This window comes from Pedobacter sp. Leaf170 (assembly GCF_920984665.1).
Lineage (GTDB): Bacteria > Bacteroidota > Bacteroidia > Sphingobacteriales > Sphingobacteriaceae > Pedobacter.
Genome location: NZ_CAKLBP010000006.1, coordinates 242,200 through 256,128 on the forward strand (window position 1 = coordinate 242,200; position 13,929 = coordinate 256,128).

The window sequence follows — 13,929 nt, forward strand, 5'->3', positions numbered from 1 at the left end:
TTTCCTTTGAACAGATAAAAACAAAACATAAAATGATGTGTTACTAGCGTTGTGTTGCTTCTAACAATTATTTAAAATCCCTATTTCTATTTAACGTAATCTCCATAAAATTCATCAGACAAAACTGATATTGCATTGAGATTAAAATTGTAATTTTATGTATGAATAAGTCTTAGACATTTTTACTTCTATTGATGCTTTCAGCAAGCGCACAAACGTTTTCTCAAACCGTTCAGCCTGATTCAATTAAAAAAATAGCAGCTACTGATGCTGAAAAATTTAAAATTAGTGATGAAAACCTGAAGAAATTTAAGGCAGAACGTAGCAAAGCTAGTTCAGATATCTTTAAACCTATATCAAGTTCTGTAAATAACGTTTCATTACTTAATGATTCTGTATATGTTATGGCTTATAAGCAAGCTGCCCACAAAAACACTAAGAATGCAATCAAATCGAGCAAGAAACATTCTGCTATAGGAACTGTTGGCTATGTAGCCGGTGGACTTGGTCTTGTGGCTTTAATATTTTTGGGATTAAATCAGATTTAATAACATAAAAAAGGGCTTCAAAATAGATTGAAACCCTTTTATTGCTATTTAAAAATATTATTTTTTGCTATCTAAAGCATTCTCAATTCTATCAGATAAATCTTGTAAATGATATTTGCTTAAACCTGTAGCAGTATTTGCACCCGTTTTAATCATAGCATCAAGTGCTCTTAATTCGCCTTTTACAACAGACGATACATCACTTTGTGATGCAGATAAACCGCCTTGAGTGCTACCGCCTCTACCTACTAAAATTGCATTAGTTGCTGTTGTAGCTGGAGTTGCTGGTTTAATAATCGAAATTAATTTATCTACATACATTTTCTGCAGATTTCTTCTGTAAACATCAATTGCCTGGTTAGATTTTAATTCTGTAAAAATAGAACCATTTAAATCGGTAAATAAATCGGTTATTTTATAGGCAGATGCGCCATCCAGAGCTTCAGCAGAAATAAGCTTAGTTAAGGTGCTTGTGCCTAATAACCTATTGATGGTTGTATTTTGCAATCTTCCAACTACTTCCAATCCATCTTCAGAGATGTTATCTAAAATTGGCTTATTCAATAACCATGTTGGTGTTTTAAACAATTGCGTATCTAAAAATGTCATTGCCTCTTTTTGTGTTGCGGCAGGTGTACGCTCATAAACAGCGCCTTCTTGTTCTACAGTTTTTGGATTTTCGTAAACACCACCAATGTTTTTAGCCACATGACCCATATAACGACCGAATTGAGTTGTTAACTGACCGTACATGTTCGAAAGGTTGTCATAACCATCAGCAGGCTCTTTAGTCCATTCAGGAAGGCTATTTAAAATTACTTTTAGATTTTTGATACCATAAGTACTTGCTTTCATCGCATTGTCTGATAAATCTTCATTTTGCGAATGCGGATCATCAGGATTTGTTTCAGTTCCAAACCATAATCTGCGGTTTTTAGCAGATTCGATAACCATTTTATTTAGAATTGGAACTTCTTGCTGAGCATTTTTAGTTTCCGGGAAGTATTTATAACCCCACTCAATTGCCCATTTATCATAATCGCCGATGCGAGGATATAATCCTTTTGGCGAAATTTTATCTTCTGGTTGCGCTACATAGTTAAAGCGGGCATAATCCATTATCGATGGTGTGTGACCGTTAGCTTCAACCCATTTTTTATCTCTCAATAATTCTGTTGGAACGGTTGAGCTTGAACCATAATTGTGACGTAAACCTAATGTATGACCAACCTCGTGAGAAGAAACAAAACGAATTAAATCGCCCATTAATTCATCGCTAAAAGTCATTTTGCGAGCTCTTGAATCAACCGCAGCAGTTTGAATCATATACCAGTCGTGTACCAATTTTTGAACATTATGAAACCAGTTAATGTGGCTTTCCATAATTTCTCCACTGCGTGGATCAGAAATACTTGGTCCGCTTGCATTGGCGATTTCTGATGGTTTGTAAACAATAGCAGAGTTACGGGCATCATCAATACTCCAGGTAGAATCTTGTTTAAAGGTTGGTGCCTCTTTACCCATTACGGCATTTTTAAAACCGGCTTTTTCAAAAGCTTTAGCCCAATCGTTAACACCCGCAATTAAATATGGCACCCATTTTTTTGGTGTTGCAGGGTCGATATAGAAAATAATTGGTTTAATTGGCTCGACTAATTCGCCACGTTTATATTTAGCTAAATCTTGTGGTTTTGGTTCTAATCTCCATCTTTTAATTAATTCTATTTCTTTTACACCCTGTGGATTCAAATCAAAATCTGTATAACCTACTGCAAAATAACCAACACGAGGATCGAAATAACGAGCCTTCATAGGTACTTTAGGTAAAATAACCAGCGAAGTGTTTAACTCAACAGTTGATGAACCTGCAGAAGCTGTACTACCCATTGAAGGCGCAGCACCACCACCAAAAGGATTTGCAGCTGCTGTTAAGCTATAGGTTTTAACCGTGCTGATTTCTACGTTAGTTGGGAAACTCCTTAAATTTAGAATATAACTTCTGTCGGCTTGTTGAGCGCCTAACCTAAATCTGGTTTTTGATAAAGGAGAACTGAAATAGAAAATATCATTATCGCTGTTTAAATAATCGGTAATATCAATTACACTTCCTTTTTTATCTGGTGTGTAAGCAGCAATATTAAAGGATGCTGCAATTGCCTGGATATTTGAATTTTTTAACGACTGGTACATTGAAGTTGTACTATCCGGGCCATAAGTTCTATAGCTTACTTTACGCATAAAAATGCGGTTGCTTGGCCCTTTTTCGAAACGGATAACCGCACTTCCAATCTGGTCGCCGGCGTAACCTTGTACCGCTCTCACTTCTGCACCCGATTTTGAAATTCTGCTAACCACTAAAATATCTCTCCCTAAAGTAGTATCAGCAATTTCAAAAAAGAATTTATCTTCGATTTTGTGAGTGGTAATCATGCCTTTACGGGTAGAGGCTTTTGAAGTAATTACCTGATCGTATGGTTTTGGCTGGGCTTTTACGCCCGAACCTAAGGCAGCTCCAGGAGCTCTTCTGGTAGAATCGCTTGTTGCAGCACCAGCGCCTTGCCTTACCTGCGCCGAAGCAAAGGTAACGGCAGAAACAGCAAACAATATGCTGAGTAAATTTTTCTTCATAACAAATTAGTTGATTTTACCGTAAATATAGCTTAGAACCTATACTAGACAATATTTTCGGTAATAACTTTTAAGTTACAAAGGCATTAATTATTATTTTTTTTTACCTTGATTGATATCTATGCAGAAAACGTGGGATTTTCTATTATTCCGATAACATTTCCGAATGGATCGAAGATACTACCAACCCAAATTGGCCCGCCAACGTTATTGGGTGCCTCATGAACGTCGATATTTAATTCAGCATAACGTTCAAAAGCTTTTTTAATATCAGTAACACCCCAATAAGTTATAGAATGATTGCCATCACTAAAACCAGCATCAACCGGATGCAAGCCCAACTCAAAACCACCTACATTATAGCCTACGTAAAAAGGCTCATCAAAATATGGTTCAATTTCGAAAACCTTTTTATACCATTCTTTTGCAGCTTCTAAATCGCTTACAGAATAAACTATTGTTCTTAATCCTTGTAACATTTTTTGATTGATTAGTTAGGTGATTGATTGGTTAGTTGGTTGTCGAAAGTTTGACAATTGTAATTGGTTTTTGGAAATAATTATTTGATTTTTTGGTTATTGCAATTTGGTAATTGTTTTTTGGCAATTGCACTTTGGTAATTGTTTTTTGGTTATTGCAATTTGGTAATTGTTTTTTGGTAATTATATAACTTAATGTACAATTTTAAAAACCAGTTCTTTTAAAAGTTCACCATCGTTAACATTTCCCGAACTATCTAAACCTTTACTTTTCAAATCATATTCTCTAAGCAAACCAATAATCTGAAAAACTTTTCCGGTATTATAATTACGTGCTGCCATCTCGTAATCTTTAATAAAATAAGGTGAAACACCCAAAGCAGAGGCTGCATCAGCTTTATTTGGTACGTAATGATATTTTAAAAGTTTTGTGAAATAGCCACCCAGATTAGCCATCACCATTACGATTGGATTTGCTTTTGGGTTACTTGCAAAATAATTTATGATTTTATTACACTTTAAAATATCGCGGATAGCCAATGCTTTTTGTAATTCAAAAACATTATATTCTTTACTAATACCGATGTTTTTTTGCACCAAATCGGCATTGATGGTTACCCCTTTTGGCACATTTAGCATTAATTTTTCAATCTCGTTGGCAATTTTTGATAAATCAGTTCCTAAATATTCTGCCATCAAGGCCGATGCCTGTTGATCTATTTTATAACCTTTTTCTTTAATAAAATCTTCAATCCATGGAACCAGTTTATAATCTCTAACTAAATCTGATTGAAAAATTAAACCGCTTTTATTTATGGCTTTATAAACCTTTTTTCTTTTATCAAAATTGGCATATTTATAAGCTAAAACTAAAATGGTACTTGGTAAAGGTTTTTCAAAATAATTTAAAACGAATTCGCCTTCTTTACTGCCAGCATCTTCCTTTCCCCACTTTAAATCTTGTGCCTCTTTAACAATTACAACCTGGTAATCAGACATCATTGGATAACGTTTTGCAGCACCTAAAACGGTTGCCATATCTGTATCTTTTCCGTATAATACAGTTTGATTGAAACCTTTTTCGGCCTCGCTCAATAATTTATCTTCGATGTAATCTGTTATTTGGTCGATGTAAAAAGCTTCTTCTCCATGCAACAAATACACAGGTTTAAATTTTCTGGCTTTTATATCTTTAATAATTTCGGAAGCAGTCATTGCTGTAAAATTACAATTTAGCTTTTACGATTTAGATAAATGTTTATAAACAATATTAACTTTGGCTCTTGTTGCTTAATTGTTCAATAGTTTGATTGATGATTGTTTAATTGTTTGATTGATGATTGCCAAATTGTTTAATTGTTTGATTATCTAAACTAAATGTTTAATCCTACCCCGCTTAACCTTCCGCCATATCCATTTAAAATTACCCAAAAAGATGGTGTGGTTTTTATTTTTGATGAGTTAAGAAAAAAGCATTTGGTTTTAACGCCTGAAGAATGGGTTAGGCAACATTTTATTCAGGATTTAATTCTTAACAAGAAATTCCCGAAAACATTAATTCAAATTGAAGGCGGCCTGATGTTAAACCAACTGCAAAAGCGTAGTGATATTTTGATTTATAACACTGCCGGAGAAAAGTTAATGCTTATTGAATGCAAAGCACCGAAAGTGAAAATTACTGAAGCTGTATTTGAGCAAGCATCGAGGTATAATTCCATACATCAAGCTAAATGGATTGTACTTACAAACGGCTTGCAACACGTATTTGCCAAGATGGATTTAATTAAAGCAAGCTTTGTTTTTACACCAGAAATGCCTGATTATCTGGATTTATAATAGAAGAAATTTTAAACCGTCATTTCGAGCTTAGCCGGGAAATCTTTAAAACTTATAATCGATTGAAGTTTACAAACTCTTTAAAGTAAATTCATTTGGCAAACTGAAGATTATAGTAGAAGATGTTAAAACCTTTACTGTCATCCTGAGGCACGAAGGATCCGTTTCCTAGGAGGCAGATCCTTCGTACCTCAGGATGACAAAGCCTTACAAATTATACTCTGGCTTCCAAACTTGTTTATTGCCAGAATAAATAGCCTCATTACACATGGCTACACATATAGCTGCCTGAGTACCGGTTTTCACATTTGATGCTGGTAGTTTGCCAGAAATAACTGATTCATAAAACTCATCAAGCGCATAAGTTGTTCCGTCTTTAGTTGGTGTATCCAAAATCGGGATTCCACCATCTTTATTTACCACGATTTTTGTTGCTCCGGTAACGCCATCAACAATACCTAATTCTTTTTTAGTTTGTTGTTCCGGATAAAAAATCCCGGTATCGGTAAGCAATGATACAGAACCTTTGGTGCCTTTAATTTTGAAGAGATAACCATCATGAGCATTACCACAAGTAGCACCGAAATTGCCAATCATACCTGCCTTTTCATACCTAAGCATGGTTTGAATATTATCGTAAGTTTCTCTACCATCTTTAAAAACGTCAATTCCGCCTGTTCCGGTAATTACATCAGGCTGTGTTTCAAAAGCCCAATTGATAAAATCTATTTGATGGGAAAGTAACTCGGCTGCTAAGCCACCAGAATATTCTTTGTACATACGCCAGTTAATCTGCCTTTCTAGTTTCGGGTCGTTAACTTTTCTACGCCAGTTTCCATTTCTATCCCAACGGCAATCTACCTGAGAAACTTCGCCCAAATAACCACTTCTTATCATATCTTTTACCTTAAAATATAGTGGCGAATAACGATACTGGTAGCCCACCTGATAAACTTGTTTTGGATGTTTTAAAACCAAACTCCGCAACTCCAAGGCCTGTGCGATGTTGTAAGTCATGGTTTTTTCTACATAAATATGTTTACCGGCCAAAACTGCATCTTTGGCGATGTGAAAATGCTCACTTAAAGGCGTTGCGATAAATACTGCATCTATATTTTTATCGTCTAAAATCTGCTTATAGTTTTTAATGGCTTTAGCCGATGCTGGTACGTATTTCTTGGTTTCATCTAACCTAAAATCTAAAACATCGCAATAAGCAACGATATTAAACTTTGCTGGCATCGATTTAATTACAGACAAAACACCCTTGCCCCTATCACCGCAGCCAATCATTGCAATATTGATTATTTTTTCGCGGTTTAAACTGAGCTTTGCAACTGCAGCATCGGCCACAAGTAAACCTGAACTGAACAAAGCTGATTTTTTAATAAACGAACGGCGGTGCATAATAGAAAAATAATCTGTTTTTAGTTGATAGCTAATTGTAAATATAAGTTTTTGGAGCGCAACGATTTGTAATTCTTGATTTTTTAATCGTCCGTCATTGCGAGGCACGAAGCAATCTATCATATATTCTCAGAGATTGCTTAGTGCCTCGCAATGACGTAATGTTGAGCAGGGCTTTAGCAAAAAAAGCGTTAATTGTAAACCCGATAGCAGCGAAAATCTTTTTAAATAAGCGCTAACCTTTAATATACCTTCATTCTGAGGAACGAAGAATCTCTTTGATAGTTGTAGATTCTTCGTTCATCAAAATGACAGAAGTTATTTAAAAAATTGCAGCGAATAGCGGGACTGTAGTCTGCCATGAAGCGGCTGACATTCATTTTCAAAAAAAAATACTAAAAACAGACCTATTTATCGAATCGGGTTTTAAAACACTCGATAAACTCAGATTACCAATTCGCCAAAGTTATGCTACTTTAAGGTTTTAATTTTGATGGTTCTAAAATCTACTTTGTTACCATGATCTTGAAGTAAAATATGTCCTTTAGCGGCCTGTCCAAAGTTTTCCCAATCTTTATACTTACTTATGGCAACCAATTTTTTAAATTCTTCTGAACCACGAACATATTCTAAAACTTTAACCCCATTTAAATAATGCTCTACTTTATTGTTAGGATAAACCACTAATCGAGCATTATTCCAACTGCCTATCGGGCGAAGATAACGTGGCTCTTTTTTAGCGGTAATTAAATCGTAAAGTGAGGCCAAAGTACGATTACCATCTCTGCCAAGTTTAGCATCCGGATGCAAAACATCATCTAAAACCTGATATTCCAGACCAATTGCCGAACCTGCGCTTTTCTCATTTAAGGTTACAAAATATTTAACCCCGCTATTTGCGCCGGGCGTAAGCTTAAATTCGAAAGACATATCAAATGCAGAAAATTCTTCTTTTGTTACAATATCGCCACCGTTTGTAGATTCTGCACCACCAGATGGCTCGACACTAATTACGCCATCAGCAATTTTCCAGCCCTTTGCCGGAAATGTAGTTTTGTGTGCGGCAACCCAACCGTTGCTCGTTTTACCATCAAAAAGCAATTTATAGCCTTCAGATTTTTCGTATTGTGATAAAGCATTTGGCGTTAAATTAACGGTGTAAATCCCTTTTGGGAATGCTTTTGGCTTTAAATTTTCGGTTTGAATATTGATGTTTTTGAAATAAACCTTTTTGCCATCGTTGCTCAATTCATTTCCAATTCCATGTACCTGCAAACCTATAAAGCCAGATTTATCCAAAGTATCGATTACGTAAGCTACAGGTTTTCCATTAACCCAGGTTTTAAGTTCGTTACCAATGTTTTCTATGCGGTAATGATTAAAGTCATTCCTTTTGTAAAGTGGTTTTGCATCCGGATTTAACTCTAAAGGATAAAGCCATAGCCTACGTGCTTCATCGTAAATACCGCCCGTCCATGCTCTTGGCGCAGGGTCTATTTCCATTTGCCTACCATAAACCAAACCTTTTCCGTTGTTTCCTTCTGGCTTTATATGGCTACGGGTTTGGATGCCCGAATTTGTAGTTTCTCCTTCAAGCTTAACATCAAGCTCGAGAATAAAATCGCCGTATTCTTGTTCGGTAATCAGAAAAGAATTTGGCGTTCCTTTTGTCATGGTGCCAACAATTGCACCTTCTTCTACTTTATAAGGCGCTGCACCCGCAACGGCTTTCCAACCATTTAAAGTTTTACCATCAAAAAGCGGCTTTGATTTTTGCGCAAAGGCTGATAAACTAATTAATGAAAGGGTTAAAATGCTATATTTTTTTATGTTGAACATTTTTCTAGTGTTTTCGTCATTGAGAGGCACGAAGCAATCCATTAAAGAGATTGCTTCGTGACCCGCAATGACGATGTTTTATATATTAATATTTAAAAACTTTTCCGTTAGCAATTACTTCTTGCTTGCCTTCATCAAAAACTGCTTTTGCGCCTGTACGAACCGCTGCATTAGTCATGATGTTTGCAATTGAATGTGAATAACCAGCTTCTACAGGTGCATTTGGTGTTTTACGACTACGAACGCATTCCATCCAATTTCTCATGTGACCGGAAGTTAGTGCGTCGCCACCCATATTTGCGCCAGTTGCAGCTTTTATTTCCGATTTACTTAAATCTAATTCTGGCAAGAGATTGGCTTTCATACCCATCGCGGCAGCTTCTCCTTCTCTTAAACCACCTTTTGGAGATATTTTATTGGTGATTAAATTTAATTCACCACCGTTAGAATAGTAAACTTCGCCAGTATCGCCAACGCTATTTTGCATTCTCGATGTGAAGGTAACCTGAAATCCATCTTCTGAATTTGGCTGACCGTAATCAAAAACGGCTACCATCGAATCCCAGTTTCTACGTCCATCTTTCCAGGTGTAAATTCCGCCGTTTGCAACCACACTTCTTGGGTGTTTTAAATTGGTAAACCAATGTACGGTATCAATTTGGTGCGACATCCATTGACCAGGCATACCAGAAGAATATGGCCAAAACAATCTATATTCTAAATATTTCCGAGGGTCGAATGCTTCATTCGGACGATTTAACAAAAACCTTTTCCAATCTATATCTTCTTCCTTTAATTTGGCCACCAATTCCGGCCTGCGCCAACGGCCAGGTTGATTCACATTCCAAACTAAATCCACGGCGGTAATCGGTCCAAACTTTCCCTCCTGAATAAATTTAGCAGCGTTTGCATAGTTTTCTCCACTTCTACGCTGAGAACCAATCTGAACAATTCTATCTGTAGCTTTAACAGCTTTGAGTGCGGCTTTTGCATCGTCCATTGTTTCGGCAAAAGGTTTTTCTACGTAAGCATCGCAATTGGCTTTAACGGCTTCGATGGTATGTAAAGCATGCTGAAAATCGGCTGTGCTAATAATTACTGCATCTAAATCTTTGGTTGCATAAAGCTCGTCGTTATTTCTGCAAGCCTTTATATCATGTCCGAGTTTTTCTTTTAAATGTGCGATACCTAAATCTCTACGGTAATTCCATAAATCTGAAAGCCCAACAATATCAAAGTTTAATTCTTTGTTGTGATTCAAAAAACAAGGTAACAGTGTATCTTTAAAACGGTCGGAAAAACCGACTACGCCTACTCGAACACGGTCGTTTGCACCAATAATTCGACCATAGCTTTTTGCGCTCATGCCCATTGTACCGGCGTAAGTCGCCGCAGCAAATACAGCCGATTGCTTTATAAATTTTCTTCTGGAGTTTTCCATTTGAGGATTTTAGGTTTAGAATCTGATTAGAAAGTGCTCATAACATTAAACGTTTTAGCATCGTTCAATTTTACCAAAATATGATTTTTAGTTGATAGATTTAATAGGTTTTGGTAACATTTTAGAAACGGTGACACATGGGAAAGACTAGAAAACCTACACTTGTGAGGCTTAAAAGAACCTCACCCTTTGAAAGGTGGAAATTATTGAAACTTTAGTGAATCCCTCTCCTTGAAGAGAGGGAAACGAAGGCTTGTGGTTGAAACCCTGATTTATAAAAACGAACCAAAAATCCGGCTCTTCAAGGAGAGGGAGCGCAGCAATTTGCCTGACCAAAAACATTAGTAGGGTGAGGTTATTAAGAAGGCTTTAAAGAACCTCACCCTTTGAAAGCAAGAAATATCGAAACGTTTGTGCATCCCTCTCCTTGAAGAGAGGGAAATAAAGGCTTATGGTTTAAACCCAGGTTCGAAAAACGGAACTCAAATCCCTCTAACTCAAATCCCTCTCTTCAAGGAGAGTGAGCGGAGCAATTTGCCTTACCACAAGCGTTGATAGGGTGAGGTTATTGAGAGGGCTGTAAAAACCTCACCCTCTGAAAGGTAGAATTATTGAAACTTTAGTACATCTCTCTCCTTGAAGAGAGGGAAACAAAGGCTTGTGGTTTAAACCCAGGTTCGAAAAACGGAACAAAATCCCTCTCTTAAAGGAGAGGGAATGTAGCAATTTGCCTAACCACAAACATTAATAGGGTGAGGTTATTAAGAAGGCTTTAAAAACCTCACCCTTTGATAGGTAGAAATTATTGAAACTTTAGTGCACCCCTCTCCTTGAAGAGAGGGAAATAAAGGCTTGCGGTTTAAACCAGAATCTGAAAACCGGAACTCAAATCCCTCTCTTCAAGGAGAGTGAGCGGAGCAATTTGCCTAACCACAAACATTAATAGGGTGAGGTTAAAAAATAATCCATTAAATCTATCCTAGCATTGCTAAGCTTTCTTCAATAATTTGAATTTTTGCTTCAGCATCAGCTTTTTTATTGCGTTCATTCTCAATAATTTCCGGCTTTGCATTTTGAACAAAACGTTCATTGCTGAGTTTAGCATCAACAGATTTTAAGAAACCTTGCAGATAAACCAAATCAGCATTCAATCGAATGCGTTCTGCATCAACATCAATATTTTGGGTTAGTGGAATAAAAAATTCATCCTTACCGGCCATAAATGTTGCCGCACCTGCAACTTTATCAGTTACAATTTCAGCTTCAGAAACATTAGCGAGTTTGTAAACAACGTTTAACCATTTTTTGTAGTCAATATCAGAGTTTACTTTCAAACTTAATGGCAACGCCTCTTTTGGCGAAATTTGTTTCTGGTTACGTACATTTCTAATTTCTGCCACAACAGTTTTAATAACTTCAGCATCTTTTAGCAATTTATCATCAATCGCACCACCTTTAGGGTATTCTGCTACGATACAGCAATCCATTTCACCGCGTTCTGCAAATAAATCATCATGCCATAATTCTTCCGTTAAGAAAGGCATATTCGGGTGTAATAATTTTATAATTTGCTCAAAAAAGCCAATCGTAGCTTTATAACTTTCTGCATCAATTGGTTGCTGATATGCCGGCTTAACCATTTCTAAATACCAGGCACAGAAATCATCCCAAACCAATTTATAAGTAGTCATTAATGCCTCAGATAAACGATATTGCTTAAAGTTGGCTTCAATTTCTACCAAAGCTTCGTTAAAACGGCTCTCGAACCAAGAAATCGCTTGTTTGTTTGGGTTTTCTAATTTTTCATCAACTTCCCAACCTTTAACCAAACGGAAAGCATTCCAAATTTTCGAAGCAAAATTACGCCCTTGTTCGCAGTAACTTTCATCGAACATTAAATCATTTCCTGCCGGAGATGACATCAACATACCAACGCGAACAGCATCTGCACCATATTTCTCAATTAATCCAATCGGGTCAGGAGAATTACCTAACGATTTAGACATTTTACGACCTAATTTATCGCGAACAATACCGGTTAAATAAACATTTGTAAATGGTTTTTTACCCATAAACTCATGCCCGGCCATAATCATACGTGCCACCCAGAAAAACATAATTTCTGGTGCGGTAACCAAATCATTTGTTGGATAGTAATAATTTATATCCTTATTATTTGGGTCTTTAAATCCATCGAAAACCGAAATTGGCCACAACCACGATGAAAACCAGGTATCCATAACATCTTCATCTTGCTTAATAAAAGGCTCTAATTGATGCTTAAAGCCAGCCTTTTCAGTTTCCGAAGAGTTTTCATCCAAGTGTTTTTTCTTCCAGAATTCTTCTAAAGCCTCATCTTTAGTTTTTGCGACAACCCAATTTCCTTTATCATCGTACCAAGCCGGAATTTGTTGTCCCCACCAAAGCTGGCGAGAAATGTTCCAATCGCGAACATTTTCCATCCAATGGCGGTAAGTATTTTCAAATTTATTCGGAATCAGGTTTACATCACCATTCAAAACATCAGCCAAAGCCGGTTGCGCCAGTTCTTTCATCTTCACAAACCATTGCATAGAAAGTTTTGGTTCAATAGCTGCATCAGTACGTTCTGAGAAACCAACCTGCGATTTATAGTCTTCAACTTTTTCTAAATGACCAGCCTCATCCAACAATTTAGCAATCTTTTTACGGGCAACAAATCTATCTTCACCCACTAAAATAACAGCCAACTCATTTAAGGTTCCATCATCATTTAAAATATCTGTAACTGGCAAATTATGTTTAACGCCTAATTCATAATCGTTCAAATCATGTGCGGGCGTAACTTTTAAACATCCTGTACCAAACTCAATATCAACGTATTCATCCTCAATAACCGGAATTTCATGGTTAACAAGCGGCACAAAAACCTTTTTACCTTTCAAGTGCGTAAAACGTTCATCATTCGGATTTATACAAATTGCAGCATCAGCCATAATTGTCTCCGGACGAGTAGTTGCAACAGTTAGAAAGGTAGAAGGTTCTGGGTTTAAGGCTGAGGGTTGACCATCCTTCGCAATATGCCTTTCGCCTTTTACCTCATACCTGATGTAATACAATTTCTGATTTACTTCTTTACGGATAACTTCCTCATCAGAAACAGCTGTTTTACCAGCCGGGTCCCAGTTTACCATACGTATACCACGATAAATCCAGCCTTTTTTATATAAATGGATAAACGAATCGATTACCGCTTCCGATAAATCTTCCTCCATTGTAAAACGCGTACGGTCCCAATCGCAACTCGCACCCAATTTCTTCAATTGCTCTAAAATAATACCGCCGTATTTTTCCTTCCATTCCCAGGCATATTTCAAAAATTCTTCACGAGAAAGGTCTTTTTTATTGATGCCTTGCTCCTTCAACATCGCTACAACTTTCGCTTCAGTAGCAATCGAGGCATGGTCAGTACCAGGAACCCAGCAAGCATTTTTTCCCTGCATACGAGCTTTTCGAATCAAAACATCCTGAATGGTATTGTTCAGCATGTGCCCCATGTGCAGCACTCCGGTAACATTTGGCGGTGGAATTACAATAGTGTAAGGCTCACGCTCATCAGGTTCTGAGTGAAAAAATTTTTTCGATAGCCAATAGCTATACCATTTATCTTCTGTTTCTGCAGGATTGTACTTGGTGGAAATGCTCATGAAAAATTATTCAATATCAATTTGAGCTGCAAAAATACGTTTTTAAGGGCAAAATTTAAAGTGCA

Annotated in this window: 9 protein-coding genes; 2 read left to right on the forward strand and 7 right to left on the reverse strand. The window is 36.8% G+C overall.

Going from position 1 to position 13,929, the window contains the following annotated elements; all coding sequences use genetic code 11:
* The first annotated feature begins 191 nt into the window (after positions 1–191).
* Positions 192–548, forward strand: a complete 357-nt coding sequence (locus LUA90_RS15315; RefSeq protein WP_231491508.1) for a hypothetical protein — start codon at positions 192–194, stop codon at positions 546–548.
* 57 nt (positions 549–605) lie between these two features.
* Here LUA90_RS15315 and LUA90_RS15320 read toward each other — a convergent pair whose 3' ends face one another.
* From LUA90_RS15320 to holA, 3 genes are all read right to left on the reverse strand, one after another.
* Complete coding sequence (locus LUA90_RS15320) at positions 606–3,176, reverse strand: zinc-dependent metalloprotease (RefSeq protein ID WP_231465035.1); 2,571 nt, start codon at positions 3,174–3,176, stop codon at positions 606–608.
* 119 nt (positions 3,177–3,295) lie between these two features.
* Entirely contained in the window at positions 3,296–3,655 is a 360-nt protein-coding gene (locus tag LUA90_RS15325; protein WP_231465033.1) for a VOC family protein, read from the reverse strand.
* A 192-nt stretch (positions 3,656–3,847) separates the two neighbouring features.
* A complete protein-coding gene (gene holA / locus LUA90_RS15330) occupies positions 3,848–4,870 on the reverse strand; it encodes a DNA polymerase III subunit delta (RefSeq protein WP_231465031.1) in 1,023 nt (340 codons plus the stop codon).
* Positions 4,871–5,032: 162 nt separating this feature from the next.
* Here holA and LUA90_RS15335 point away from each other — a divergent pair, with 162 nt between their 5' ends.
* Positions 5,033–5,491, forward strand: a complete 459-nt coding sequence (locus LUA90_RS15335) for a type I restriction enzyme HsdR N-terminal domain-containing protein (protein WP_231465029.1) — start codon at positions 5,033–5,035, stop codon at positions 5,489–5,491.
* Between the two features lie 207 nt (positions 5,492–5,698).
* Here LUA90_RS15335 and LUA90_RS15340 read toward each other — a convergent pair whose 3' ends face one another.
* The 4 genes from LUA90_RS15340 to LUA90_RS15355 form a co-directional block, all read right to left on the reverse strand.
* On the reverse strand, positions 5,699–7,021 hold the full coding sequence (locus LUA90_RS15340; protein WP_231465027.1) for a Gfo/Idh/MocA family protein: 1,323 nt from the start codon (positions 7,019–7,021) through the stop codon (positions 5,699–5,701).
* Positions 7,022–7,369: 348 nt separating this feature from the next.
* The gene (locus tag LUA90_RS15345; protein WP_231491509.1) at positions 7,370–8,737 is read right to left on the reverse strand and encodes a DUF1080 domain-containing protein; all 1,368 of its coding nucleotides are present in this window, start codon (positions 8,735–8,737) and stop codon (positions 7,370–7,372) included.
* An 85-nt stretch (positions 8,738–8,822) separates the two neighbouring features.
* Positions 8,823–10,178: a Gfo/Idh/MocA family protein gene (locus LUA90_RS15350; RefSeq protein ID WP_231491510.1), complete on the reverse strand. Its 1,356-nt coding sequence runs from the start codon at positions 10,176–10,178 to the stop codon at positions 8,823–8,825.
* Positions 10,179–11,152: 974 nt separating this feature from the next.
* Positions 11,153–13,864 (reverse strand): valine--tRNA ligase, encoded by a 2,712-nt coding sequence (locus LUA90_RS15355; protein ID WP_231491512.1) that lies wholly within the window; start codon positions 13,862–13,864, stop codon positions 11,153–11,155.
* Between the last annotated feature and the right edge of the window lie 65 nt (positions 13,865–13,929).